The organism is Thermodesulfobium narugense DSM 14796, assembly GCF_000212395.1.
GTDB classification, from domain to species: Bacteria; Thermodesulfobiota; Thermodesulfobiia; order Thermodesulfobiales; family Thermodesulfobiaceae; genus Thermodesulfobium; species Thermodesulfobium narugense.
On record NC_015499.1, the window covers coordinates 1,075,001 to 1,100,547 of the forward strand.

A 25,547-nucleotide genomic window follows, 5' to 3' on the forward strand; every position below is an offset into this window, starting at 1 on the left:
ATAGACAGGCAGCTGAAGTTTTAGGCTTAAGTAAACGTCAAATTATTCGTTTGAAGGAGAGGGTGAAAACAGAAGGCGTTACTGGTCTGGTTCACAAAAATAGAGGCAGAGAATCAAAACAGAGAATACCTAAAGAAACTAGAGAAAGGATTGTTAAATTAGCTCAGGATAGTCTTCACAATGCCAGTTGTCAGCAAATAGCTGAAATACTTGAAGAGTTTTATAACATAGATGTTTCATCCAAGACAGTAAATCGTATCTTAAAGAAAAATAATATTCCATTAAGTCATACGCACAGGTCATCTAAGCTTAAGAGGTCACGTAAACGTTTACCTCAGGAAGGTCTACTTTCTCAAATAGACGCCAGTCCTTTTGAATGGCTTGAAGATAGAGGACCAATGCTTTCTTTGCACGGTTCTATTGATGATGCTACTAGTAAGGTTCAGGGATTACATTTTGAACTTCATGAATGTCTTTTTGGTTACTTAAAACTTATTCAACAAGTAGCACAGAACTTTGGAATACCTAAAAGCATATACAGTGATCGTCATACCATTTTCTTTTCACCTAAAGAGGATAAGTTATCAATTTCAGAAGAATTATCTGGGCAAACTGTTCCCTTAACTCAGTTTGGCAGAGCTATTTCAGAATTAGGGATTAGACATATACCCGCTCGTTCTCCACAGGCCAAAGGACGTATTGAACGTCTTTGGGGCACATTACAAAAGAGACTAACAATTGAACTGCGTATGGCAGGTATATCTACTATTGAAGCAGCAAATGAATTTCTACCAGACTTTATTAAAAGGTTTAATCAAAGGTTCGCTGTTGTTCCAGATAACCCCAAGTTAACTTATAGCCCTTGCCCTTCATTAGACAAACTAGAAGAGATTCTATCATGGCATCAAGAACGCAAGGCATCTCACGGCTCTTATATATCTTACCTGGGTCATATTTATCAATTAGTAGATTCTAATGGCAAGGTAATACCTTTAACTCCTAAAAGTACAGTAAAAGTTCTAACTCATCTAGATGGATCATTCAGCGCATTATACGCTGATAAATATTACTTACTACAAGAATTACTCATACCACCTAAAGAAAAAGTAAAGAATGGCTCTAAAAACACTTCAACCAAAAAACCTTATATACCTGCTGCAGACCACCCCTGGCGTCATATGGTTATCAACAAGTTTAAAAGACCTAATTCAAATTCTAATTCAAGTTCTAATTCAAATTCAAATAGCAATGACAATTCATCATTAGTTGATGAAAGAGGGGTGACAAAATCAGTGTCTCATTAATTTACTTTTGTAGTGACAAAATCAGTGTCCCTTGACATAAGGGTTTTTAATTACCTTAAATGAAAGTTAAAAGGTCGTTAAAACAAAGTTAAAATCTACTTCCCAAAAGTTAATCTCTCAAGGTTCAAGAACAACGGGTAAATATTATAAACAAGGGTAAAGGGAGGTGTCAAGGGGAGGGAGGGGTTATTCATCAAAAATCTTATAAACAGCGCTCATATCTTCTTTTGCATGCTTATTTAAACCCTTTTTAAAAATTTCATTAACTGCGGCCAAAGTAGGGCAATAGCATTTAAACTCGTCCGCAACGCTAAGAGCATAACCCAAATCCTTTTTCATATTTTCAAAAGAGAAATGAGTTTCAAAGTCATCATTCAATACTTTCTTAACTTTAAATTCAAAATAAGGATTTGAGAGAGCACCAGAATTTAATATGTTAAATACCATCTCTGGGTCAAGGCCTATTTTCTTAGCGAAGGCTAAGCCTTCAAGATAAGCTGTCAAAGAAGTAGCAAAAGCCTCGTTGTTCACGACCTTCACATAGGATGCCTTCGGAACATCGCCCAGATACATCGCTTTCTTTGAGATCTTTTCAAAAGCATCTGTACAAATTTCAAAAGCCTCTTTATCACCAGCAGAAAGAATTACAAGTTCACCTTTCTGCGCAGGAATCTTGCTTCCTAAAACAGGAGATTCCAAAAACATAGCCTCCTTTTCTTTAACCATTTCGCGTAGCTCCAAAGAATAATTTGGATGAACTGTACTAAAATTCACTACAACCTTACCTTTGCTTAAGCTTTCTAAAAATCCATCCTTATCTTCACTCACAGCCCTACACGCTCTCACATCGGTTAACATCATGAAAATTAAGTCGCTCTTTTCAGCAAGTTCTTTTGGAGTGCTGCAAAATTTAGCCCCATTATCTTCTAATTCTTTTGCCTTTTCTCTTGTACGGTTAAAGACATACATATTAAATCCTGACTTTAATAAATTGTTTGCCATTCCAGAACCCATAATTCCAAGTCCTATAAAACCAATATTCACAACATTCACCTCCAAAACTTATTTATATATTAAATTTTATAACAAAAGTATTAAAATTTCATTTTTTCAATTTATATTGACAACAAAGTTTCTTTTGTGTTATAAAAAAATATCGGTGATGGAGTTCACCGTAATGCCCCATAGATGGCTGATGACTCCTAGTATATTTTGTTAAGGAGTTGAAACGCCAATGACTTTCACTTGTCAAAAAGGCAAAAATTATGCTTAGTAAAGATTTTGAGCTCTTAGCCCTATCTTTTGTCCAATTAATTTACGTTGTAACCCTTGCTCCCCTTGCAATAGGCATACTCAGAAAGGTTGAAGAAAGAATAGAATCAAAAATTGGTCCATCAATCTTTCAAGAGTATTACAACCTCTTTAAATTTTTCAAAAAACAAAGTACATATCCTATCACCACATCGGTCCTTTTCGAGATCACGCCATATCTAACCTTTGCAATGTATCTATTATTGACTCTTGTATTGCCTATCATTACTGCCTTTCCTCTTACTTTCGGTCCAGTGGTTGACTTTATAGGAGGTGGGTTAATTTTCGCAGCAGCATCTACATTAAAAAAGATAGCAGCCCTTGACACAAGAAACAATTATTCTATTCTTGGTGCATCCAGAGCATCATCAATTGGGGTCTTCACAGAACCTATATTATTACTCATATTTATAATGTTCGGAGTAATATCTGGAACGAATAATCCTTATGTAATTAACAACATACTCCAAACATCTAATTTGTGGTACTTTTCACTAACACATATCTTTATTGCAGCGGCATTCTTTTTTCTTCTGATCATCGAGACAGGTAGCTTGCCTATTGAATCTGATTCTAGCAACGAGCTTGGCATGATAGATCAATCTCTAAATCTTGAATATTCAGGGAAAGAGCTTGCTCTAAATAAATGGGGAAGCTATATAAAAGCCTTCTTGTTAATGAACGTGTTTATAAACGTGTTCACATTCCCATTCTTTGTGCCAATGCAAATGAATATATTAAATGTTCTTATATACATGTTCATTAACTTTTTCAAGATGTTAATTCTAATCTTTATCTTCGCCCTTATAAACACTACCCTTTCAAAGTATAGATTGATGAAAATATTTGATTTCATATCGGTAGGCTTCGCCTTTGCACTTATTGCAATGATAGTCTTTTATATCACGAAAATGTGAGGTAGAAAATGCAAAATAATATATTTATACTGGTTGGATTTATACAGATAATACTGATAGTTTTTATGCAGTGGCAATCTTATATTTCCACTACAATAAAAACCTTTGATCTTTCTTCATGGATATTGGGGATTTTTCTTCTTGCCATAGGCATTATAAATAGAGAGCCTACTTTAATAATTCTTGCAATTTTAACCATCTTAACCAGAGCCATTTTTATCCCTCGATATCTTTTAAAAACGATTAAAAAGGATATTTGGAGAGTTAGAGAGTCGAAAAATCCACTTGGCGTGAGCCTTTCGATCATCATTTCTATCTGTCTTGCGCTTTTTAGTTATGGGCTATATTCAATAGCTCTGTCAAATTCTGGCTCAGTTCTGGAATCTATCCCCATCACCCTCATGCTACAAGGTGCTTTTCTGATTATTTCAAAGTCAAATGCGTACAATCAGTTGATTGGATATTTGGTAATGGAGAACTCTATCTTTCTTTTTGGATATATCTTCAGTGGACTCCCTTTCATAGTAGAGGCAGGCATAGTACTCGATATATTGGGAATTGTCTTGGTTAGCTCCATAATAATGAGGCTCAGAAAGGAAAATATAGACAATGAGGAGGAGCTATACGGATGATTAATTTTGAATTTATTTATCTACTACCCTGTCTAATTTCTTTTATTGCATCAATTATTGGCTTTTTTGCATTTAAAAGATTTGCAAAAACCATTTCTATTGCGTCCTCTGTGCTTTGTATATTATCAGTCATTGTAGGATTTTGGGAGCCAACTGTACAAAACAACTACCTATACGTTGACAATCTTTCCAAGGTATTCTCTCTAATGATATCAATTGTATATTTAAGCGTTGTAATTTTTTCCATAGAATATATCAATCACATTGAAAACAAACTGATAAAAGTTCATCAGTATTTTAGTTTATTGAATATCTTCGTCTCAGCTCTATTTGCATCAGTTGTATTGAACAACCTTGGCTTAATTTGGGTAGGAATTGAAGCCACAACCTTTACTAGCGCTCTCCTAGTATCTACCCAAAACGACTCAATTGCAGTCGAGGCAGCATACAGATATATAATAATTGTGTCAGTTGGCTTAATAATATCTCTTATAGCTACCCTATTTATATACTCTAGCGAGAAAACACTATCCATATTTAGCTTATTGCAACTCCACCCAACTGATAGCATATTTTTATTGGGCTCTCTCTTGTCAATCATTGGATACGGCACTAAGGCGGGCATCTTCCCAATGTACACATGGCTTCCTGACGCTCACGGAAAGGCTCCAGCACCAGTGAGCGCTATATTTTCTGCAGTACTCTTGCCAGTCTCCCTTTATCCTTTGATTAGAATATTTGAAATATTTCCAAATTACTACCTTAGCCTCTTTGCATTTTCTTTAGGATTTCTTAGCGTGGCTACAGCAGCTATCATTGCAGGCTCACAAACAATTTACAAGAGACTGTTTGCTTATTCTTCAATTGAAAATATGGGCATGTCCTTGATTGGCATCAGCCTTGGAACTTTTGGTCTCTTTGGAGCTATAATTCTAATCTTCTCCCATGCCCTTGCAAAGTCAGGAACCTTTATGCTGACTGGCAACATACTTCACAGATTTAAAACTAAAAAAATTGAAGATGTAAAAAATATGATAAACCTTATGCCAAAAACAGGCTTATTCTTCTTCTTCGGTTCTCTTGCTGTGACAGGAGCTCCACCATTTGCTACCTTTGTGGGGGAGCTGATAATACTATCAAAGGTAATCCAAATATATGGCTATATCACAGGAGCGGTGCTGTTTGCGTTTTTGTGCATTGCGTTTCTCTTTATTAACAACAAAGTCATATCCATGGTGTTCAGTGAGTCTGACAAAAAACCTTTTATTGAAAGCAAATTCGTATACATTCCTATGATAAGTATTTCTTTGTCCCTGTTATTCTTGATTGCAATTCCATTTTTATACAGCTTTCTTGGAGGAATAATAAAATGAAAAGACTTTTAGGGATAATATCTTCAGATAATACAGAAAAATTACTTGTATCCTCTGGCACATTTATAGGGCTTGTTGATCTATCTCAAAAAACAGACTTTAAGTATTATGACTGGCTTAGAGATAGAGATTATGTTTACACAGATTCTAACATTGCATCAGAAGAGGTATTTAATTTCAGGCTAGGTCCTTTAGCAGGAGCCAATCAGGAGTGCTCAATCTACCATCTTAAAACTTATGGTGAAAGAATGCTTGCAGTAAACATAGACCAAACCTATAAATCACGAAAGATTGAAAATCTTATGGTTGGTCGATCTTTTGATGAGGCCATACCTCTTGCAGAGTCAGTTTGCTCAAACTTTGCATTTTCTCACTCTGTAGCATTTACTCAGGCAATAGAAGAGGCCCTTGGTATAGAGCTAAGCGACTATTCAAAGCTTCTAAGGGTAATATTCTTAGAAATAGAGAGAATTTATAATCATATTTATGTTATTGCAAAGCTCTCTATATCAGCAGCCCAAAAAGTTTATTCTTCTCATCTATTATACTTGTTCGAAAGATGCATTTCTTTAAACTCAAAATACTTTAACTCCACCTTCTTAAAGAAGATAAAGAGGGTTGGAGAGGTCAAAGATTTTCCGAAAGAGCTTTTCCTAAATTACTTAGAAGAGCTAAAAAAAGTAGTAAATGAATTTAAGAAAATATACAATTTCAGTTTAGACAGCAGAAATTATTTAGACAGACTTCACAATACAGGAATTCTAACAATAGAAGATTTTTATAACATTGGCTTTGATGGGCCAGCGCTTAAAGCGATGAATTACAGTCTTGATATTAGAGAATTTAGCAAAACCACAAAAAATTTCAAACCCATATTGGAAGAAGAGGGAGACTCGCTTGCCAGAATGATAGTAAGAGCCAAAGAAGTTAGTCAGTCTTTGGAAATCATAGAAGAATCGATAGAATTACTTCAAGAAACTCAACCAGAAAGCCCAAAATCTCTAAAGACTTCTCAAAAGAGAGACTCAGGAATCGGTCAAAGTGAATCGGCAAGTGGAACGATAACATACTATGTAGAGATCAAAGATCAAAAGATTGACTATGTATATATCAGTACACCATCCACCTTTCTATTTAGGGCTATCCAAAAGGCATTGGTAGGACAGATATTTACAGACTTTCCTTTTATAGTCGATTCTTTTGGGGCATTTTTCTGTGACTGTGCAAGATAAAAAATATCAAGGAGGAAAAAATTGTTCTGGCCAATTTATGGTTTAACAAAAAAATATACTGAAAAAAAATTAAATATTTCAAAATTAAATCTCAAGCAACTATATATAAAAAATATTTTTAAGAGGTCTATCCACATATTTTGCATAGATGTAGGAAATGATAATGCCTTAAACTTTGAAATATTTGCGCTTTTGTCGCCAAAATACAATTTACACAGGCTTGGCATATTTTTTACTCAAACACCAAGGGAGGCCGATCTTTTGATCGTTTTAGGCAGGCCAACTGAAAAAATGGTCCCCCTAATGCTAGAAGCTATAAATCAAATGCCAGAACCATTTGGCGTACTGTTAACTGAGAACAACGACCTGGGCCTTAGTTTTGACAATTTCGATATACCCAATGTAATAGGCCATATTAAGGGTGATGTCTCAAGAGATGAAATGCTTTCCTACATATTAGCCTTCATGAAAGGTGATGAGAAAAAATGATATTTTATACATTAAGTGTTGTTTGTTTTTTGCTTGGAATAATTTCTTTTTTTAAGAATAAATTAAGCTGCATTTTTGCTGTGCTTGGATCTGTTTTTTCAATAACAGTTGGCATATTGAGGTTTGAAAGATCCCTAAATATTCTAAATCTTGTGCTATTTCCAGATATATCGTTGAGGCTTGGAATCGATAAGACATCTTCAATCTTTTTGATAATAGCCTTTATCTCTTTTGGGATAATCGCATTTTATTCGATAGACTTTAACAAACTATTTAGCAAGAAGATGGCACTCTTTATAAATATTTCAATGCTTGCAATGTTTTTTATCTTGACAGCTCAAGATGCAATAACCTTTTTGATTTCATTCGAATGTATGACCATAGCAATATTTTTTAGCATTCTTGAGAGAAAAAATACATATAAAGAGGCATTTAGCTTTCTTGCATTTAGCGAAGCATCATCTATAGCTCTTTTTATTGCATTTGGCGCACTTTGGGCTCAGACTGGGAGCTTTATCATAGCGAATGCTGTAGGCAATATTGTATTTATGAGCTTTGCTTATCTAGCATTCATAATAAAAATGGACATAATCCCCTTTCACGTCTGGATAAGCTCCACATACTCGAAATCTCCTTCAAACGTAGCTGCAATACTTTCTGTACCAGTTACCCTAATAGGAACTTATGGCATATTTAGAATATTTGCTTTAAACCCAAACATAGAAATATTTTCAATCATAAGCATTTTATTAGGTTCTGTTAGCGCTCTTTGGGGAGCACTCCAGGCGGCTAGATCCAGGAGCCTTAAAAAATTGCCAGCTTACTCTACCATAGAGAACAATTCCATGATACTTGCAAGCTTAGGCATAGCTTACTTAACTGCAAACACACAAAGTCTTCAGTACCTATCGCAATTTGCCATGCTTACTGCATTATTTATAATAATTTCACACTCGTTTTCCAAGACAGCTCTTTTTCTCTCAATAGGACATGCAAAAGAGGCTTTTTCAGAAGAGCTAATTGACAATGTAGGAGGAGTTTTCAAATATGTAAGCAAGATAACTGGCTTAGGCATAATTATCGCAGGTCTTTCTCTAAGCGCCTTCCCTCCCCTGATAGGCTTTGTATCCGATTGGATGTTACTCGAAACCTTCTTCCAATCTTACAAGATTGATGATTTATCTTTAAAATTAATCGTAACCTTTTCTGCAATTTTAATTACTCTTGCAATAGGTCTTAGCTCATTTGGTATGAAAAAATTAATAGGATTTAGCGCACTTGGAACAAAAACTAAAGAAGTGATAAATATTGAATCGCTGACGATGAAAATTTCTGAAGCTATCCTGATATTTCTGGTTATCGCCTTAGGATTTATATCGCCTTTGATTGTAATTTGTCTCGGATATCCTACATTCTTAGATGGCCTTTTGGCGGTCCCGAAGCCTCTTTTGATAGTATCAAGCAGGCCAATTTTTGGAGTCTTGTCTCCAACAATATTCGCAATTATGATTTTTATATTTTTCGTAGCTCTTTGGAAATTAAAGAGCAAGGAAAAAGATGTAAAAAGGGTGTCACCGTGGGTTGGAGGATTAGAGGTTTTGAGCACTGAATCGTTTAAAATAGGCGCCTATTCATTTATAGTAGAATCTCTCCTAAAGCCTCTCAATCAAACTAAAGAAATAAGAGAAGGCGATACAGCCTATGTTTACAGTATAGACTTAATAGAGACATTTTACTCATTTATCACAAAGCTTTCTAACAAGATAAGCTCTTTCTTCTCAAAGACTATTATGAACTCAAGCATCCACTGGTATATAGCATACATAATAGGCGCATTTATTATAACCTTGATGTATTTTAAAATTATAAAATAAAATTATTTGACATTTGATTAAAAATTTAAATATAATCATCATATTATGACCCAAAAAGATAATTTTTTTGAAATAGTTTCTAAAACGAACGAAATTTTTTTGCAAAATATTGACAAACCAGAGGTTTTAATTGATAAACTCTTAGAAATAATTGCAAAGGATTTCAAACTTAGGCTTATCTGGCTCGGATTAATCAAAGACAACGATATTTTATTTTCCAAGCCATATGGCCCAGCTTCTGAATACATAAACCAGGACGCTGACTATAAAAAGAAAATGCTCCAGACATTATTGAACGTAATTAAAGAAAAAAACCTTTAATAGTTAATAATCTCTTACTAGACAAAAGATTCGAATATGCATATGAAAAAGCTAGGGAGTATAACCTTAATTCAGTTACAGTATTTCCAATCTTACCAAATGATAAAATCTCAGGGATTTTGAGCATATATTCTGACGAAATAGGCTTTTTTACCACTAGAAAGATAGAAATATTGTCCAATCTTGCCAGCACATTTGGCGTTGTCTTAAGCATAATAGAAAATATGAAAGAAAAATTTCTTTTGGAAGACGTATTAAGCAGATCTATTCAAGGCATTGTAATAACCGACTCAGATAATAAAATCATTTATACCAATCCTGCCTTTACCAAAATCACCGGTTATTCCCGAGAAGAAACAATTGGTCAGAACCCCTCAATACTAAAATCAGATATGCACTCAAAGGAATTTTACTCAGATATGTGGAAGAAATTAAAAAAAGATGGTTTCTTTAGTGGAAAAATATACAATAAAAGGAAAGATGGAACTATATATCCAGAAATCATAACAATTAGCATAATAAAAGACAATGAGGGCAAAATAATTTATTATACAAGTTTCTTTATAGATATTTCAGACATAGAAGATAAAGATAAAAAAATTAAATATCTTATGTTTCACGATTCAAAAACAGGACTTTTAAATACAAAGGGTTTTTATGATAAATTAAATGAACTTGCAACAAATAAAAACAACTTTATAGTGGTTTATATTGATTTAGACAACTTTGCATATTTAAATACGCTTTATGGAATAGAAAATGGCGATCTTTTATTAAAGGATTTTGGACAATTCTTAGAGCAAGATGTTTGTAAGAAGGAAGATTATGTGTGCTATTTTGGTTCTGACGAATTTGCAATAATTTCACTTAACAAAACATCTGAAAACGCAACAGATTATATAAAAGAACTTAATATTAAAATAAAAAATAAAGAGTTCAATATTAATTCCAATAAAGTTAAGCTATCTGGCTGTATCGGCGTTTCCATGTATCCTGTGGATTCAAACAAGCCAGATTCAATAATTAGTTTTGCTCAAGCATCATGCGTAAAAGCAAAGCAGATTGGAAAGGGTCAGTGCGTTTTCTATAGCGAATCAATTCAGAAAGAATTTGAAAATAAGCTACACCTTCATACTGAAATAACTCAAGCTATAGAAAGATTTGAATTTGAATTATTTTATCAGCCTATTTTCGAAATAAGTTCCAAATCTATAAACCACGCCGAAGCTCTTATTAGGTGGAGACACAATGAGAGGGGCATTTTATCGCCTTATGCCTTTATACCTTTTGCCGAAGAGTCCGACTTAATAGAAAAAATTGACTACTACGTTATAGAGAAAAGCCTAAACGATCTAAAAACCCTTCAAGATCATAACATAAACATGTCCATATCAGCCAATCTCACCAGCAAAACATTTTTGTCAGATAACTTCTTGGAAAATTTTAAAAAGATATTTTATAAAAAAAATATTAACCCAAATCATTATAGGTTTGAAATCACTGAATCAATAGCCCTCTCAAATGTAGAACGAACCAAAAAATACATTGAAGAACTTGGAAAAATTGGAATATATTTCAATATGGATGACTTTGGAACAGGATACTCGTCTTTGTCATATTTAAACCGTTTTAATTTTAAAAACATCAAGATAGATTCAAGCTTTGTATTAAATTACGAGAAGGATTACAAACTCGCAACACTCGTTTCTTCAATAATTAATATGTTAAATAGCTTAAACTTTGATATCACCGCAGAAGGAATTGAAAACGAATTCTTATTTTTTGCCTTCAACCACTTAAACTGCCATTTCTTACAGGGTTATTTTTTGTCAAAACCTATACCTTTGAAAAACTTTATTTCCTTTATAAAAAACTTTAAGTTAGACAATACTCTTTTAGACTTTTTAAGAAAGAGCACAAAAACAATGGACTTTGATCTAATAAGGGCTAAATATGAAATTTATAGATTTATCAAAAGAATTGAAAGCATTGTTCAAGAAAAAAAATTTGGAGAGAATCTATATGTTTTGAAAGATTACAAAAATTGTGCATTTGGAAAGTGGTACTACTCTAACATTGAAAAATATAAAAACTTTAAGATATTTAAGGACATTGAGACCAATCATGTAGCTTTACACAAAATAACTGAAAAACTAATAAGTGAATTGCCTAATGAAAAAATTCTTTACAAAGATTTAGAAAAGCTTAAAAAACGCGCATTTAAACTAAACAGTTTGGTTGATAATCTAGAAATTGAAAGTTTTTGTATGGTACCAAAAAACTGAAATATATATAATTCTAGGTTTTTAGAAATAAACCTATTGCAAGAGCAAATCCCAGAATTATAATAAACGCTCTAAGTATTTTTTCATTTACCTTGTGTAGAACATACGCCCCGACTTGTCCTCCAATAATTGCGCCAACAGATGCTACTAACGCCTGAGTCCAAGCAATATCCTTTGAAAAGAGAAAGACTGCCACCGCTGATGCATTCATTACAGCAGCTAAAACGTTCTTTGTAGCGCCTGCATTTCTTACAGGAAGACCTGAAAGAGTAAGAGCAGCAAGCATCAAAATACCAATCCCCCCTCCGAAATAACCCCCATAAATTGCTATTATAAATTGTGAAAAAATTGTTTTTATTGGAGAAATATAAGAACCTGATTCAGTATTTTTCCTGAAATAACTTCCCCAAACAAATACAAGCGTAGCAAAAAGAACCAGCCATGGCACAAGATACTCAAAAACCTTAACTGGTGTTTTAATCAACAAAAATGCGCCAATAATACCTCCAATCAAACTAATTAAAAACAAAACTTTAAATGAGACACGGGGCAAATCAGAAACGTGTTTTTTGCCAGCAAGTCCTGTTGTAATTTGACCAGGAAAAAGCGCTATAGTTGATGTAATATTTGCAGCTCTTGCATTTAAGCCAGTAAACATAAGAGTAGGAAGCGTTAAAAAAGAACCCCCACCAGCAAGAGCATTTTGGATTCCTGCCAAAAAAGAAACCACAAATAAAATTAAATAAACAAGAATATTAACACACCGCCTTTAATTGACTTATAACATAAGTATAAAATATTTTATACATTGTAGTCAATACAAATAAATTTATTTTACTTTGTAAGAGAAAATAAAAAAGATTAGTTAATTAGAACAAAATTTCTGTTAGAATAATTTCAATCAAATAAGATTATAAACTAAGGAGTGAAGATGCATTTCAAAAATTTAGACGAAGTAGATAGGCAGATCTTAAAATATCTCTCGGAAAACGGGCGACTAAGTAATGCAGAACTTGGCAGGATGATAAATCTTACCAGAGCAGCAGTTAGGGAGAGAGTAAATAAGCTTATAGAAAACGGGATAATAGATAAATTTACCATAATAATAAATCCTCTAAAAGCTGGAAAAAATATATCAATGTATTTTGAGATTGAAGCAGACTGGCTCAGAATCAATCAAGTAGTTGAAGAATTATTAAAGAGAGAAGAAATAACCAATATATACCAAATGAGCTCATTCCCACACTTACACGTTCATGCTCTTTTTGAAGACCAAATCCTTGCTGGACAATTCATAGAAAGCTTAAAAGCACTAGATGGAGTAAAAAATGTTAGATCGGAAATAATTATCAAAAGGTTTAAAGAAAGAGGTTCAATTTTAATTTAGAGTTTCATCCAGTTTTTGTTTTTTACGCTTGTTTTAAAAAAATCTTTTATGGCATACCATTTTGGATCAATGTCAACAAAATTTTCTTTATCAGCGTCTTCAAAATATGTTAAAGCCTTTAAAAAAATACCAAAATTGAAATTTTTATACTTTATTCTTAAAAACTCTCTTAAGGTAAATAGATCCCAAAAATTTTTCTTCATTAGATACCATAAATCAAAAAAATCTTTTTTGCTTCCTCTCTTTGTGTAATCGCCAATGCTTTCATACATGCTATATCTTCATCTGAAGCAAGTGAAATTTTTAAATTCTTATCATAATTTAATTTTTTAATTAATGGATAAGGAAATTCAAAAAAATAAAATTTAACTTTAAAAACTTCAAAAATTGCAATATCTTTAATGTTTTCCAACCAACATACGGTTTAGCCTGTCAATTTTTTTTTGAAAGTTTGAAAACATCAAAATTAAAACCTGGAATGGTAAAAAAAACAAAATCTTCAGAATGCCTGTGATTATACTTTATTGTAAGAGCAGTCCCTCCTGTCAGATAAAAACCCTCATCTATCCCATAACTCAGAACTACTTCTAAAGCACTTAGCTGTTGCCTTGTCAACTTCATCGTCTGATACTCCTAAAATTAATTTCCAAAAGCTCCTATTTTTCCTTTTAAATCGATGAATATTTCTCAAAAAAACATCTTTTAAAATGCCTTCACTATATTTAGATAAGATATCTCCTGGATCAGCATAAAGCATCTTTCTGATTAGTATTTCTTGATCAGAATTTATTTCATCCCATCTATAAATTTTTTCATTAATCTTCTTGCCCATTTAATATGATTTTAACACAATATTTCTAAAAGCTCTGTGCAGCATCAAGCGTAAGAATTTCGCCGTTTCTTAAGACTTTAAACTTAACAGGGATCTCATTTGAGATAATACTTGCCATAGAAGCCGTATCTCTAACTGGTTTGTCATTGATCTCTAAAATTATATCTCCTACTTTAATCCCAGACTCTTCAGCTAATCCATTTGGATCTAATTTTAAAACTTTCAAACCAACATAGTTTACATTGGATCCAGATGTATATGTATCCGGCTTTACATGAATTCCAAGATTTACCTTATTTGCTGGGATCTGTGAACTTTGTTGATTCAAGCTAAGAAGCAACTTATCTTTTCCGTAATTAAAATTTGGCACAGTAAGAGAAAGATTTTGAAAAGCTTTGTTTCTATAAACCTTAACATCAAATTGTACACTCTCTTTACCTTCTAAAACCTTTTGGATATCCATAGTAAAGCTATTATCCTTTACCCTTTCACCGTTTAATTCAACTATTACATCACCAGGCTTAAATCCAGATACATCAGCGGGAGAATTAGCTTCTACTAATTTAACAAATGCTCCGTAACCCTCATTCCAACCAATATCCTTTTTTAATTTTTCTATTTCTTTATCATCAGTATAGAAAATAATACCCGAAGAACTATAAAGATTTGAGCCCGCTGCAATAGCCATTGTATCTAGTACATCAATAAGATTTTGTGAAGTCTCTAAGTCAAGAGCTCTAAGGTATTGAATATTTGCATTTAGATTGTGTGGCACAATTACAACACACCATTTATAAACTCTATCAAGATTAGGTAGATAGTAAAGATATGTCGCTTTAAGATCAGCAAGATTTATGATGACAGTCTCGCTTAGTTTTTCATAAGTTCCAAAAATTCTTAAACCGTACTTATCAACATCTATTTTTGAAGGATTATATCCTAACCAAGTAGAAAACTTTTGAGATGCCATTAAGTTTGCAAGAACAGACCTTGCCAATTCTACTGAAGGTAATATTTTAGGTCTATACCATTTTGGTTCCCATTGTAAGTCTTTTGAATTTAGTTCTGCAGCAAAGGATATACTCGAAAAAATCATTAAAAATGCAAATAAAAAAATTAAAATCTTAGCCCTCGTCCTCATATAGTACCTCCCTCAAAGTTGACCAAAACAATATTAGCATAAAACTATAAAAAATGCAAATGTTATTAGTTATTTTAATAACTATGCTAGTATAAAATAAAAAATGGACAGCACTTAGAAAAATGCCATCCATTTAGTTATATTACTATTATTTATTATTTTTTATTTATTTTGTTCAAGAGCTTCTTTTATTAACTCAGCAATGTGCTTTACTTTAACATTTCCGCCTTTTTTATCAATCAAACCTTTAATTTGAAGTACACAGGCCGGACATCCTGCTAGAACTATATCTGCTTTTGATTCCATTATATCCTTATGCTTCTGATCAGCTAATTCTCCTGAAATTTCTGGAAATTTTACTGAATATGAGCCAGCCATGCCGCAGCACTGATCGCAGTGTTTCATCTCCACAAAGTCTATACCAGTTCTCTTTATTATATTTCTTGGCTCTTCAAAAATACCTAAAACTCTTTTTAGATGACAGGAATCATGATATGTTACAAGTCCTTTTCCTTTTAAGGATTTTAATTTTAATTCTTTTTTCTCACATAGCTCATTGATATATGATGTATACTCCTTTATTCTCTTGCTAAACTTTACAGCAAGTTCATAGTATCTTTGGTTATCTTTCATCAACTCAGGATATCTTTCCCACATCTCTACGCCAGTTGGACAGGCCAAAACTATAAAATCTGGATTTTCTTTTTGCATAGCATCAAGATTTTGCATAGCAACCTTTTTTGCACTTTCAAGATCACCCATTAAAAACATAGGCGTACCACAACACGTCTGTTCCTGAGGAAAGTTCACTTTAAAGCCAACACAATTTAGGCTTTCAACCACAGCTTCACCAATTTCTGGATATGCAAAATCAATTAAACAACCACTAAAAAATGCAATCTTTTGCTTTTTTGTTTCTTTTTTTAATTTTAAACTCTTAAACCTTTCTCTAAAAGGTACTTCTACAATAGCTGGCAAAGATCTATCCTTTGTATATCCTGACAAAAACATAGGTAAGTTTCTAATAAATGCCCCGTTCTTAAAAGGTTTTTGGGCAAGACTTGCCATTCTTAACATGCTATGGAAAAGCTGTCTATTTGACATTATATTCTGAAATACTACCTTGGGCAGTACAGGCAAACCTGCCTTTTTCACACTCCTTTTTCTCATCTCTACTATGAGCTCAGGAATATTTATCTTTCCCGCACAAACTTCAGTACATCTGCCACAAGTAAGACAAAGCTCTTGAATCTGATCTGCAGTATTTTTGCTGCCAATAAATGAATTGAGCAAAGCTCCAATTCCACCACTATAAACATGACCGTACACATGACCGCCCAAAAGCGCATATACAGGACATACGTTCGTACAAGCAGCACACCTTATGCACTGATAAAGTTCTTTGAATACAGGGTCTTTTGCCATCTCAAGCCTTCCGTGATCTACCAAAACTATATGTAGTTCTTTCTTTTGCACTGAAAAAGATCCGTCAGGATTTTCTACTATTGCTTCTGATGGACCAGAAATCAAGTTTACATAGCTTGTTAGAACTTGAGCTGTAGCATTTCTGGGCAAAACTCTCAAAATAGGTATAGCATCTGTCATCTTTTCTACTAATTTCTCATAACCAACCAATATCACATGAATTCTTGGCAAAGTAGCAGTAAGCCTTCCGTTTCCCTCATTAGTAACTATAAACAAAGAACCATTTTCTGCCACCGCAATGTTTGCTCCTGATATGCCCATATCAGCTTTCAAAAATTTTTCTCTAAGCTGTACTCTAGCCGTATGGACCAAAAATGGTATATCAGGCTCTATATCTTTCCCTAATTCTCTAGAAAAATAATCGGCTACTTGTTGTCTATTCAGGTGTATAGCGGGCATAACCATATGTGAGGGTTTATGTCCAGCAATCTGAATTATCCACTCCCCTAAATCAGTCTCTTGAGACTCTATTCCTTCTTTTTTAAAAGCTTCGTTAAGTTCTACTTCTTCAGACACCATAGATTTACTCTTTACAACCAACTTGACATCTTTTTCTTTGCAAAGTTTTATAATATAATCAATAACATCTTTGTCAGTTTTTGCACGATAAAATATAGCGCCTCTTTTCTCTGCTTCTCTTTGAAATTGATCAGCTAATTTATCTAAATTTTTAACAACATTCTTTTTAATATTTGCAACTTGTTCACGTAAATCTTCAATGTCATATCCCTCAAAAGCCTTTTCGCGTGCTGCTGGATACACTTCAGAAAAAGTTCCCAAATTTTTTCTTTGGACAGTGTCTTTTAATTTATCCTTTATTTTAATTTTTAATTCTTTGGTAATCATTACATTTCCTCCTCAACAAAAATCACCACTAACTTGCTTGGACCATGCACGCCAATAGTTAAAACCCTTTCAATATCTGCAGTCCTGCTAGGCCCTGTTATGAAGCTTATATGACCACTTTCAAACTTTTCCTTAAGGATTTCAAAAAGCGTTTCAAAATCCTTTACGATTCTGCCTGATCTTACAAGGGCTATATGAACGTTTGGCATTGCAGAAACCAGTCTCTTCCATACTGGATATGACCACTCTATGACAGACCCAGTTTCGGCTAAAGCGCATTCCATTTCAGAAATACCAATATCAGCAATGCTTGCCTCTTTCTTTCCACCTTCGAAAAATAAATTTATGTTCATATCTTTTGAAATCTTATCAATTTCGAGGTTATCAATTAATTCTGATTTAAAGGCAATAATATTTTTGGCGTTTTCTCTTTTAAAGATCTCATAGAAAATTTTTTTCGCATCCTTTAAATTTGTGAGATAAACTTCAGAAGATACCGCTTCAGCTCTCCTTTTAAAATCATCAAAAGAACCTTTTTCAACTATAGCACTAAATTTTTCATCCCATAAAACAGTCTGCATAAATCCCTCCAAAAACTTATTTAATATATTTTATAACCAAATTTATAGAATTGCATAATTTAAATTATTTAAAAGTTCAGAATTGTATAACATTGGTATTCCAGTTATTTTTGCTAGATCAAATGCTATATAACTTTTAAAATTTATGATTATTTCATGTACGGTTTATAATATTCTTATGAAAATTTTTAAAAGCAATCTTATATTGATATTAATTTTAATATTTACAGATCTTTTTTCTTTTTATTTAAGTTTATTTTTAGCTTACGAAATCAGATATATACTTTTTTATCTTTTGCCTGGAAAACTTGTTCCCATGTCATTCCCATTATCTTCTTTCATAAAAATGTGGTGGATGCCTACCATAACAATAGTTCTTATATGGACTACAAACCTATATACAAAAAGACTACCCTTCTGGATTGAGGCCTCAAGCTTAATTAAGATTCTTACACTAAATTCAGTTTTGATATTTGCCATGGTATCTTTGGGAAAACTTCTTGATGAAGTTTCAAGAGGCGTACTTATACTTTTTTGGCTAATTAGCCTATTTTTGTTCCCTTTAATAAGGTTAGTAGTGAAATTAACTTTATTCAACTTTGACTTATTTAAAGAAAGAATACTATTTTTGGGAGCAGGAAAAACTGCAAAAGACAGCGCCTCTGGCTTAATAAGAGACAAATATCTAGGATATTATCTTGTAGGCTTTTTAGATGATGATAGAAATAAATGGGGAAATTTGCTAGAAATATGCGGCAAAAACTATAAAGTCTTTGGTAGCATTAATCACTTTAAAAAATTTGTGAAGAAATTGAAAATTTCTACTATTATAATAGCCATTCCATCACTTGATGCTCAATCATCTTCAAAACTTGTTGGCAAGGTGCAATTATTAGTAAACAAGGTCATAGTAGTTCCAGATTTCAAAGGCGTTGCACTTTTAAATTCTGAATTATTAACTCTTTTTGATCAAAGATTGTTTTTAATTAGTATAAAAAACAATTTAAAATCCAAAACTAGCCAGATTGTAAAAAGAATATTTGATTTAACGTTGTGTCTAGCTTCTTCGTGGTTAATTATACCTATTATAATTATAATAGCAATATTGATCAAAAGAGATTCAAATGGACCAATATTTTTTATTCAAGACCGCGTTGGAAAGCACGGCAAACCTTTCAAGTGTATAAAATTTAGATCAATGGTATTAAATTCTGACGAGATATTAAACGATTATCTTAATAGATATCCAGAAAAAAAATTAGAGTGGCAAAAATTCAAAAAGATTAAGGGATTTGACCCAAGAGTTACAAAATTTGGCAGATTTCTTAGAAAAACTTCTCTTGATGAACTTCCTCAAATTTTAAATGTCATCAAAGGTGAGATGAGCCTTGTAGGACCAAGACCATATTTGTTTTCTGAAGTTTACGAAATGCAAGACTATAAGGAAACAATACTTCTTACAGTTCCTGGCATTACAGGTCTGTGGCAAATCTCTGGCAGAAGTGAACTTAATTTTAATGAAAGGTTAAATATTGATGTATGGTATATTTTAAATTGGTCTGTTTGGCTTGATTTAGAAATATTATTTAAAACTTTAGTAGTCGTAGTCAAAAGAGAAGGAGCATATTAATTATTTTTGAAATAAAAAACTTACAGTAAAAGGATAATTTTTATGTTCACAGTTAGATTCATTAATAGTAAAATATAATCTTGTTATGGATCACAATGACATAGAAAAATCAGAAGAATTAAAGATTCTCCTATTAACTGTTAGCGAACTAATGTTTGCAATAGTTGCAATTCTTGCTCTCAGATTTCTTGATCATCCAATTTATTTTAGCACTACCAAAACAGTAATTTTTATTTCTACAACTATTGGGGGTTCTCTTTTTATTCTTACATACTTTCTTAGCAGAAAATTCGACTTCATTAAGGATATGGGGAACCAAATACAATCCTTTGTATTTAAAGATATTGGGGCACTTGAAATTTTCTATCTTGCAATGCTATCTTCATTCTGTGAAGAAATTTTTTTTAGAGGACTTTTACAAATACTTTTCGACGTTCCTTTTGCTGCCTTAGTATTTGGATTGTTTCATATGTCAGAGTGGACTAACAAGGGCATGGCAAATGCAATGTACCTAGCATTCTTAGGACTTTGTTTTGGTCTTTTGTACAATTATACAAATACTATCACAGCCCCCATAATAGCTCACTTTTCTGTAAAATTTTGTATTGGTATTGCAAATTACTGGCTCGACCCCAATAAGCTCTAAAATAAAGAAAGATATAAACGAATGAAATAATCTCCAAAACCATACGAAAACAAACAACCCAAAACTAAAAATGGACCAAATGGTATAGGTTCACCTCTTTTAATAATGCCAAGAATTCTAAAAATGATGCCAATTACGCTGCCAAGCAAAAACGCCGTAAACAAACCGAATAAAGAATGAAATACGCCTAAAAAACAAGACATTGACGCGGAATACTTTGTATCTCCTCCACCCATTCCACCATTTGTAATTATAGAAACTCCATAGAAAAGTAAAAATACGCCAGCAGCAACAGCAAGTGATTCTACAAGGTTACCTCGAAGAGCAGCAATTCCTATAGCAGGAATCAAAGATAACAAAGAAAAAGAATCTGGAATCAAAAGAGTTTCAAGATCTGTAAAAAATATTCCGAGTGAGGCTGTAAAAAACCAGGCATGTAAAAGAAATTCCAAACTAAATCCCCAATCTAAATAACATACTAAGAAAATCATAACTTCTAAAATTTCTACTATTAGATATCTTATTGGTATAGTTTCCTTACAATAAAAGCACTTTCCACCTAAAAATATATATGACAAAATAGGAATATTCATATACCACTTTAGGAAACTGCCACACTTAGGACATCGAGACGGTGGGCTTAGTATTGATTGTTCTCTAGGAAGTCTATAAATAAGCATGTTTAAAAAGCTACCAAACACAGCCCCGCAAATAATAACTACAACAAAGTCCATAAATAACTGCCTCCAAAAAAGCTAAAAAAAGTCTAATTTTTCTTTAATTAGCAAAAAATATAATAAAATATTATAATTTAAAACTTAGCAAAAAATTTATATATAAATTTTAGGAGAAAAGATGAAAAAATTAGCGATCATTTTATTCCCTTTACTTTTTGTATTTATTTTATCAGGTTGTAACAATACTGTAACAAAAGAAAACATCAATACGTCAGCACAATCTACAACAGAAGAAATAAGTCCAAAATCAGTTGAATTGTTTTTTCCAAGAGAAAATGAAAATCCTGTACCAGTTTTAGTTAATCTTTACAAAAATGCAAAGAAAAAGATCGATGTAGCAATATATAGCTTTACACAACCAGAAATTTTAAAAGCATTAACTAATGCTAAAAAAAGAGGTATTGAAGTAAGGGTGATAGTTGACAGGGAACAATCAGATAATAATGTAATGAAACACGCCATAAATACCTTGTTAATTGATAAAATTCCTGTTAAAGTAAATATCCATACTGGACTTATGCATTTAAAAATGAGCATAATAGACGATTCTATAGCCACTACAGGAAGCTACAATTATACAAAATCTGCAACAGAAACTAATGATGAAATGTTTGTAGTTGTTAAGGATCCGGCTTTCGCAAAAAAGTGTGAAGACTATTTCAATAGAATGTGGAACGACAATATAAATTTTAGAAGCCTTACCCTTTAATTTGCCCTACATTAAAATTTCAGGAGGAAAAATGAAATTTTTAAAAATCTTTTTCATATTGTTTATTTTAACTATTATATTATCGTCAGGAAACAGCTCGTATGCTGATGTAGAGAGAGTCGTTTCTGTGCTTGACTCTATCCCACCCCAGACCTTTGTTTTACAAATTTCAGGATATAGAATAAATGGCACCTTTCAGGTGTGGGCAACCAAAGACAAGGTTAGAGTTGATGGGCCATTTATTATTGGAGACGGAAGTGCTGTAGTAAATGTGGCAGATAATCAGTACTTTTTCAATTCTCATCTCCTTCATATAGCATACGTAATGTCAAGAGAAGACCTTGAAAAATATGCCAACAGAACTTTTAATTATCTATTCTTCCCCACAGAAGGGAGTCAAATTGCATCATTTGCAACACCAGATGGAACTGACACTTTAAGTATTGGTCCATGTCACGTTTACACGTTTAGTAGAGAAAACTTAAATTTTACTGTCTGGGTAGAAGACTATACCTCATGGATAAGAAAAATATACATTCAGTCCCCCAAAGGAGATACAACTGTGATAATTACTGACATCTCTGTTGGCACAGAAATTCCATCATCTACATTCAAAATTCCTTCCTGGACATATGCAATAAACGGCGTTCCAAAATAAACAATTCAGGGGTACTAAGCCCTGAATTGTTTTAATAAAATCTATCTAATTATAATCTTTCCCACCTTTTTAAATACTTCTAATCTACTTTTCCATTCTTTCAATATATCCTTGCTATAAGGCTCAACCAAAGCTGCACTCTCATCAAGCGTTCTATCATTTCTAAAATTTTGCCAATACCACAAATTAGCTCCTTCAATTTCGAAAAGCATTTTTGTTAAGACTTCAATACTATGAAACCTTGGAAAAATCGTAGTACGAAGTTCATAAGCTGAAGTAGTATTTTTTTCTAAAAGATAACGAATGGTAGCTTTTGCCTTCTCTCCATCTCCCTGTACCAAGTCATATCTTTCAAATGGTACCTTAAAATCAACCGCCCAAAGATCTACCAAACCCCTTCTATCCCAATCAAAAACCTTTTCAGGGAAAGAGCCATTTGTATCAATTTTAATTAAAAAGCCCATTTCCCTGACTTTTTTTATAAAATCCTCCAACTCTTTGCCATGTAGAAGTGGTTCTCCACCAGATATGACCACTGCATCTAATTTTTTTCTTCTTTTCTCAAGAAAACTTAAAATTTCATCAATATTAATAGTTTCTAAATTGTTGGGCAAAACGAGATCAAAATTATGGCAATATGGACATCTAAAATTGCATCTTTCAGTAAAAAGAACAGTAGAGAGCTTGTCAGGATAATCTATAAAAGAGAGTTTAATCCACCCTTTAAACAAATTTATCTAACTACCAATCTATGAATAGAATATTTGTTAATATCATACTCTACTCTATTTCTAAATTCTTCTTTCTTGCCCTTATTCCACATCCTTACAGGTCTATAATACCCTACTACCCTTGAATATACTTCTGTTTCTTGATTGCACTTTGGACACGTAAAGTGTTCTCCCGCAATATATCCATGAGATGGACATATAGAAAAAGTAGGCGTAAGCGTAAGGTAGGGGAAGGAATAATTTTCAAATGCCTTTTTTATAAACTGTTTCGCAGCCTCAGGAGTAGGAGATTCTGGCAAAAAAGCATGAATAACTGTGCCGCCTGTATAAAGCTTTTGTAGTTCTTCCTGATGATCCATTACCTCAAATGGATCTTCTGTATAATTTACAGGCAAATGAGTTGAATTCGTATAATATGGTTCGCTTTCTCCAGATGTAATAATATCTGGATATCTCTTTTTGTCGTGTCTTGCAAGTCTATAAGACGTTCCTTCTGCAGGAGTAGCTTCTAAGTTATATAAATTACCAGTTTCTTCTTGATAACTAGCCAATTTTTCTCTCATATGCTTTAGAACTTTGACAGCAAAACTTTTCCCCTTTTCGGTAGCAATAGATGTTCCCAAAAAATTTAAGCAAGCTTCGTTCATCCCTACAAGACCAATTGTAGAAAAGTGATTGGAAAATGATCCTAAATATCTTTTAGTATAAGGCAACAAACCATTTTTAAGATTTCTTTCTACTACCTTTCTCTTTATTTCAAGAGAAGTTTTAGCAAGGTTCATAATCTTGTCAAGCCTTGCAAAAAATTCGCTTTCGCTCTTAGAAAGATATCCAATCCTTGGCAAATTGATAGTTACTACACCAATTGATCCAGTTTTATCTCCAGATCCAAAAAGCCCACCACACCTTTTTCTGAGCTCTTTTAGATCTAATTGTAGTCTGCAACACATGCTTCTGATATCAGAAGGTTTAAGATCAGAGTTTATAAAATTCTGAAAGTATGGAACACCATATTTTGCTGTCAAATCAAACAAAAGATCAGTATTTTCGCTTTCCCATGGAAAATTGCTAGTAATGTTGTATGTAGGAATTGGGAATGAAAATATTCTACCATCGTAATCGCCTTCCAGCATTACTTCTATATATGCTCTATTTATCATGTCCATTTCTTTCTGATAATCGCCGTAAGTACCATATTCAGGGCATTCTTTCCCCCCTATTATAACAGGTCTGTCCTTCATGTCTTCAGGAACAGTCCAGTCAAAAGTAAAGTTAATAAAAGGAGGTTGAGACCCCCATCTAGAAGGCACGTTCATTGCAAAAACCATTTGCTGAATTATCTGCTTTACATTTTTATAATCCAAACCATCAGCCCTTACAAATGGTGCAAGAAAGGTATCCACAGAATTAAAGGCCTGTGCGCCTGCAAATTCCATCTGCATTGTGCCAAGAAAATTAACCATTTGTCCAGTAAGAGCTGAAAGGTGTTTTGCTGGACCTGCTGCAACTTTGCCAGGGACACCACCAAAACCTTCTCTTAGAAGATCTTCCAAAGACCATCCTGCGCAATAAGCTGTAATACCATAAGACAAATCGTGAATATGCATATCTGCGTTTACATGAGCATCTTTTACCTCATCCGGATAAATACGATTCAAAGTATAGTGTGCCATGACAGATCCTGCTGCGTGAAGAACTAACCCTGGATACGAGTATGTAGTATTAGAGTTCTCATTTGTTCTCCAATCTTCCTGGTGAAGATAATCTTGAATTATGTGTTCTATATCTACAGCACAAGAAAGATTTTCCCTAGCTTCTTGTCTCTTTCTTCTATAAAGAATATAAGCCTTTGCAACTTTTGCAAAACCATTCTCTATCAAAACCTCTTCAACAACGTCTTGAATCCTTTCTATATCTACTACTTCTTGTTCTTTATATTGACGATAGAGCTTCTTAGAAACTCTGGCGGCTAATTCTTTTTCTGCTCCCAGGTGTTCTCCAACAGCTTTAAAAGCTTTCGCTATTGCCCTTTCAATTCTAAAAATATCAAAAGGAACAACTCTGCCATCTCTTTTCTTTACATATTCAGGAGAAAATATCACAGTTTCATCAGAATTGTTATTTATATCTTTTTTCGAACCTTCTTCGTAAATTTCATGAGTAATAAATCTCTTTCCACAAGAAAGACATTCCCTCTTCCTTCTTATAACCCCACTTTCTTCTACAAATCGAGTGTCTATAACTTTAGATTCGTTTGAATCACAATATGGACATTTCATCTTTTAACCCCTTCTTTCTTAATTTTAAAAATAAGCACAATTAACTATATATAGTTTTACACACTATATATAGTTTGTCAACATATTTTTTCTTCAAAATTTCTACTTATACTTTCTGAAATATATAAAGCATTTTTATATAACTGC

General features: G+C 33.0%; 25 protein-coding genes and 1 riboswitch (1 of these 26 cut by a window edge). Of the genes, 14 read left to right on the top strand and 11 right to left on the bottom strand.

Translation table 11 applies throughout. The features are described from left to right. A protein-coding gene (locus THENA_RS05420) for an ISNCY family transposase (protein WP_154645285.1) crosses the window boundary here: on the top strand, positions 1-1,304 show its 3' portion. Its footprint begins 82 nt before the window's first position; 1,304 of the gene's 1,386 nt are visible here — the last part of the coding sequence; its start codon lies off the left edge, out of view; the stop codon is at positions 1,302-1,304. Positions 1,305-1,490: 186 nt separating this feature from the next. Here the strand turns inward: THENA_RS05420 and THENA_RS05425 are convergent, their stop codons facing one another. Then, positions 1,491-2,348: an NAD(P)-dependent oxidoreductase gene (locus tag THENA_RS05425; protein ID WP_013756409.1), complete on the bottom strand. Its 858-nt coding sequence runs from the start codon at positions 2,346-2,348 to the stop codon at positions 1,491-1,493. Between the two features lie 105 nt (positions 2,349-2,453). Continuing rightward, a riboswitch (Fluoride riboswitch) is annotated at positions 2,454-2,516 on the top strand. Positions 2,517-2,569: 53 nt separating this feature from the next. Here THENA_RS05425 and THENA_RS05430 point away from each other — a divergent pair. The 8 genes from THENA_RS05430 to THENA_RS05465 all read left to right on the top strand — a co-directional run bounded on the left by THENA_RS05430 (position 2,570) and on the right by THENA_RS05465 (position 11,738). After that, on the top strand, positions 2,570-3,532 hold the full coding sequence (locus THENA_RS05430) for a respiratory chain complex I subunit 1 family protein (RefSeq protein WP_013756410.1): 963 nt from the start codon (positions 2,570-2,572) through the stop codon (positions 3,530-3,532). 8 nt (positions 3,533-3,540) lie between these two features. Then, on the top strand, positions 3,541-4,164 hold the full coding sequence (locus THENA_RS05435) for a hydrogenase 4 membrane component (E)-like protein (protein ID WP_013756411.1): 624 nt from the start codon (positions 3,541-3,543) through the stop codon (positions 4,162-4,164). Beyond that, positions 4,161-5,537 carry a proton-conducting transporter transmembrane domain-containing protein gene (locus THENA_RS05440; protein WP_013756412.1) on the top strand — a complete coding sequence of 459 codons (1,377 nt, stop codon included), beginning with the start codon at positions 4,161-4,163 and terminating at the stop codon, positions 5,535-5,537. Before THENA_RS05435 ends, THENA_RS05440 begins: the two co-directional genes overlap by 4 nt. Beyond that, entirely contained in the window at positions 5,534-6,769 is a 1,236-nt protein-coding gene (locus tag THENA_RS05445) for a hydrogenase large subunit (RefSeq protein WP_013756413.1), read from the top strand. The genes THENA_RS05440 and THENA_RS05445 overlap by 4 nt, the downstream gene beginning before the upstream one ends. A gap of 21 nt (positions 6,770-6,790) precedes the next feature. Then, positions 6,791-7,258 carry an NADH ubiquinone dehydrogenase gene (locus THENA_RS05450; protein WP_013756414.1) on the top strand — a complete coding sequence of 156 codons (468 nt, stop codon included), beginning with the start codon at positions 6,791-6,793 and terminating at the stop codon, positions 7,256-7,258. Further along, positions 7,255-9,132, top strand: coding sequence for a proton-conducting transporter transmembrane domain-containing protein (locus THENA_RS05455; RefSeq protein ID WP_013756415.1), 1,878 nt, complete (start codon positions 7,255-7,257; stop codon positions 9,130-9,132). The genes THENA_RS05450 and THENA_RS05455 overlap by 4 nt, the downstream gene beginning before the upstream one ends. Before the next feature lie 45 nt (positions 9,133-9,177). Continuing rightward, positions 9,178-9,453 (top strand): hypothetical protein, encoded by a 276-nt coding sequence (locus THENA_RS05460; RefSeq protein WP_041437945.1) that lies wholly within the window; start codon positions 9,178-9,180, stop codon positions 9,451-9,453. Positions 9,454-9,572: 119 nt separating this feature from the next. Further along, complete coding sequence (locus THENA_RS05465; RefSeq protein WP_013756416.1) at positions 9,573-11,738, top strand: EAL domain-containing protein; 2,166 nt, start codon at positions 9,573-9,575, stop codon at positions 11,736-11,738. A gap of 13 nt (positions 11,739-11,751) precedes the next feature. On the opposite strand, the gene THENA_RS05470 is transcribed toward THENA_RS05465, so the two are convergent. Continuing rightward, positions 11,752-12,468, bottom strand: a complete 717-nt coding sequence (locus THENA_RS05470) for a sulfite exporter TauE/SafE family protein (protein ID WP_013756417.1) — start codon at positions 12,466-12,468, stop codon at positions 11,752-11,754. Positions 12,469-12,669: 201 nt separating this feature from the next. On the opposite strand from THENA_RS05470, the gene THENA_RS05475 reads away from it, so the two are divergent. Then, the gene (locus tag THENA_RS05475) at positions 12,670-13,125 is read left to right on the top strand and encodes an Lrp/AsnC family transcriptional regulator (protein WP_013756418.1); all 456 of its coding nucleotides are present in this window, start codon (positions 12,670-12,672) and stop codon (positions 13,123-13,125) included. Here the strand turns inward: THENA_RS05475 and THENA_RS10025 are convergent. The 6 genes from THENA_RS10025 to THENA_RS05500 form a co-directional block, all read right to left on the bottom strand. After that, complete coding sequence (locus THENA_RS10025) at positions 13,122-13,397, bottom strand: hypothetical protein (RefSeq protein WP_218914873.1); 276 nt, start codon at positions 13,395-13,397, stop codon at positions 13,122-13,124. The two genes, THENA_RS05475 and THENA_RS10025, sit on opposite strands and share 4 nt — an antisense overlap. Positions 13,398-13,557: 160 nt before the next feature. Then, on the bottom strand, positions 13,558-13,746 hold the full coding sequence (locus tag THENA_RS10030; protein ID WP_218914874.1) for a nucleotidyl transferase AbiEii/AbiGii toxin family protein: 189 nt from the start codon (positions 13,744-13,746) through the stop codon (positions 13,558-13,560). Further along, entirely contained in the window at positions 13,685-13,957 is a 273-nt protein-coding gene (locus THENA_RS05485) for a hypothetical protein (RefSeq protein ID WP_013756419.1), read from the bottom strand. Before THENA_RS05485 ends, THENA_RS10030 begins: the two co-directional genes overlap by 62 nt. A gap of 25 nt (positions 13,958-13,982) precedes the next feature. Beyond that, positions 13,983-15,098, bottom strand: a complete 1,116-nt coding sequence (locus THENA_RS05490) for a PDZ domain-containing protein (protein ID WP_013756420.1) — start codon at positions 15,096-15,098, stop codon at positions 13,983-13,985. Between the two features lie 162 nt (positions 15,099-15,260). Next, a complete protein-coding gene (gene ldhH / locus THENA_RS05495) occupies positions 15,261-17,429 on the bottom strand; it encodes an L-lactate dehydrogenase (quinone) large subunit LdhH (protein ID WP_013756421.1) in 2,169 nt (722 codons plus the stop codon). Next, a complete protein-coding gene (locus THENA_RS05500) occupies positions 17,429-18,010 on the bottom strand; it encodes a LutC/YkgG family protein (RefSeq protein ID WP_013756422.1) in 582 nt (193 codons plus the stop codon). Before THENA_RS05500 ends, ldhH begins: the two co-directional genes overlap by 1 nt. 178 nt (positions 18,011-18,188) lie before the next feature. On the opposite strand from THENA_RS05500, the gene wbaP reads away from it, so the two are divergent. Together wbaP and THENA_RS05510 are read left to right on the top strand one after the other, a co-directional pair. Continuing rightward, on the top strand, positions 18,189-19,640 hold the full coding sequence (gene wbaP / locus THENA_RS05505; RefSeq protein WP_041437947.1) for an undecaprenyl-phosphate galactose phosphotransferase WbaP: 1,452 nt from the start codon (positions 18,189-18,191) through the stop codon (positions 19,638-19,640). Between the two features lie 85 nt (positions 19,641-19,725). Then, positions 19,726-20,286 (top strand): CPBP family intramembrane glutamic endopeptidase, encoded by a 561-nt coding sequence (locus tag THENA_RS05510; RefSeq protein ID WP_013756424.1) that lies wholly within the window; start codon positions 19,726-19,728, stop codon positions 20,284-20,286. On the opposite strand, the gene THENA_RS05515 is transcribed toward THENA_RS05510, so the two are convergent. Next, positions 20,283-21,020, bottom strand: a complete 738-nt coding sequence (locus tag THENA_RS05515; RefSeq protein WP_013756425.1) for a prepilin peptidase — start codon at positions 21,018-21,020, stop codon at positions 20,283-20,285. The two genes, THENA_RS05510 and THENA_RS05515, sit on opposite strands and share 4 nt — an antisense overlap. A gap of 121 nt (positions 21,021-21,141) precedes the next feature. Between THENA_RS05515 and THENA_RS05520 the strand changes: the two genes are divergently transcribed. Together THENA_RS05520 and THENA_RS05525 are read left to right on the top strand one after the other, a co-directional pair. Further along, positions 21,142-21,732, top strand: a complete 591-nt coding sequence (locus tag THENA_RS05520; RefSeq protein WP_013756426.1) for a phospholipase D-like domain-containing protein — start codon at positions 21,142-21,144, stop codon at positions 21,730-21,732. A gap of 31 nt (positions 21,733-21,763) precedes the next feature. Then, a complete protein-coding gene (locus tag THENA_RS05525; protein WP_013756427.1) occupies positions 21,764-22,390 on the top strand; it encodes a hypothetical protein in 627 nt (208 codons plus the stop codon). 41 nt (positions 22,391-22,431) lie between these two features. On the opposite strand, the gene THENA_RS05530 is transcribed toward THENA_RS05525, so the two are convergent. Then, positions 22,432-23,121, bottom strand: a complete 690-nt coding sequence (locus THENA_RS05530) for an anaerobic ribonucleoside-triphosphate reductase activating protein (RefSeq protein ID WP_013756428.1) — start codon at positions 23,119-23,121, stop codon at positions 22,432-22,434. A gap of 2 nt (positions 23,122-23,123) precedes the next feature. Further along, a complete protein-coding gene (locus tag THENA_RS05535) occupies positions 23,124-25,400 on the bottom strand; it encodes a ribonucleoside triphosphate reductase (RefSeq protein ID WP_013756429.1) in 2,277 nt (758 codons plus the stop codon). Between the last annotated feature and the right edge of the window lie 147 nt (positions 25,401-25,547).

What these genes read in the sequence shown, in the direction of transcription:
- THENA_RS05430 (WP_013756410.1), top strand. Translation starts at nt 2,570, where the DNA reads ATGCTTAGTAAAGATTTTGAGCTCTTAGCCCTATCTTTTGTCCAATTA.
- THENA_RS05435 (WP_013756411.1), top strand. Translation starts at nt 3,541, where the DNA reads ATGCAAAATAATATATTTATACTGGTTGGATTTATACAGATAATACTG.
- THENA_RS05440 (WP_013756412.1), top strand. Translation starts at nt 4,161, where the DNA reads ATGATTAATTTTGAATTTATTTATCTACTACCCTGTCTAATTTCTTTT.
- THENA_RS05445 (WP_013756413.1), top strand. Translation starts at nt 5,534, where the DNA reads ATGAAAAGACTTTTAGGGATAATATCTTCAGATAATACAGAAAAATTA.
- THENA_RS05455 (WP_013756415.1), top strand. Translation starts at nt 7,255, where the DNA reads ATGATATTTTATACATTAAGTGTTGTTTGTTTTTTGCTTGGAATAATT.
- THENA_RS05460 (WP_041437945.1), top strand. Translation starts at nt 9,178, where the DNA reads ATGACCCAAAAAGATAATTTTTTTGAAATAGTTTCTAAAACGAACGAA.
- THENA_RS05475 (WP_013756418.1), top strand. Translation starts at nt 12,670, where the DNA reads ATGCATTTCAAAAATTTAGACGAAGTAGATAGGCAGATCTTAAAATAT.
- THENA_RS10025 (WP_218914873.1), bottom strand. Translation starts at nt 13,397, where the DNA reads ATGTATGAAAGCATTGGCGATTACACAAAGAGAGGAAGCAAAAAAGAT.
- THENA_RS10030 (WP_218914874.1), bottom strand. Translation starts at nt 13,746, where the DNA reads ATGAAGTTGACAAGGCAACAGCTAAGTGCTTTAGAAGTAGTTCTGAGT.
- THENA_RS05485 (WP_013756419.1), bottom strand. Translation starts at nt 13,957, where the DNA reads ATGGGCAAGAAGATTAATGAAAAAATTTATAGATGGGATGAAATAAAT.
- THENA_RS05490 (WP_013756420.1), bottom strand. Translation starts at nt 15,098, where the DNA reads ATGAGGACGAGGGCTAAGATTTTAATTTTTTTATTTGCATTTTTAATG.
- ldhH (WP_013756421.1), bottom strand. Translation starts at nt 17,429, where the DNA reads ATGATTACCAAAGAATTAAAAATTAAAATAAAGGATAAATTAAAAGAC.
- THENA_RS05500 (WP_013756422.1), bottom strand. Translation starts at nt 18,010, where the DNA reads ATGCAGACTGTTTTATGGGATGAAAAATTTAGTGCTATAGTTGAAAAA.
- wbaP (WP_041437947.1), top strand. Translation starts at nt 18,189, where the DNA reads ATGAAAATTTTTAAAAGCAATCTTATATTGATATTAATTTTAATATTT.
- THENA_RS05510 (WP_013756424.1), top strand. Translation starts at nt 19,726, where the DNA reads ATGGATCACAATGACATAGAAAAATCAGAAGAATTAAAGATTCTCCTA.
- THENA_RS05515 (WP_013756425.1), bottom strand. Translation starts at nt 21,020, where the DNA reads ATGGACTTTGTTGTAGTTATTATTTGCGGGGCTGTGTTTGGTAGCTTT.
- THENA_RS05520 (WP_013756426.1), top strand. Translation starts at nt 21,142, where the DNA reads ATGAAAAAATTAGCGATCATTTTATTCCCTTTACTTTTTGTATTTATT.
- THENA_RS05525 (WP_013756427.1), top strand. Translation starts at nt 21,764, where the DNA reads ATGAAATTTTTAAAAATCTTTTTCATATTGTTTATTTTAACTATTATA.
- THENA_RS05535 (WP_013756429.1), bottom strand. Translation starts at nt 25,400, where the DNA reads ATGAAATGTCCATATTGTGATTCAAACGAATCTAAAGTTATAGACACT.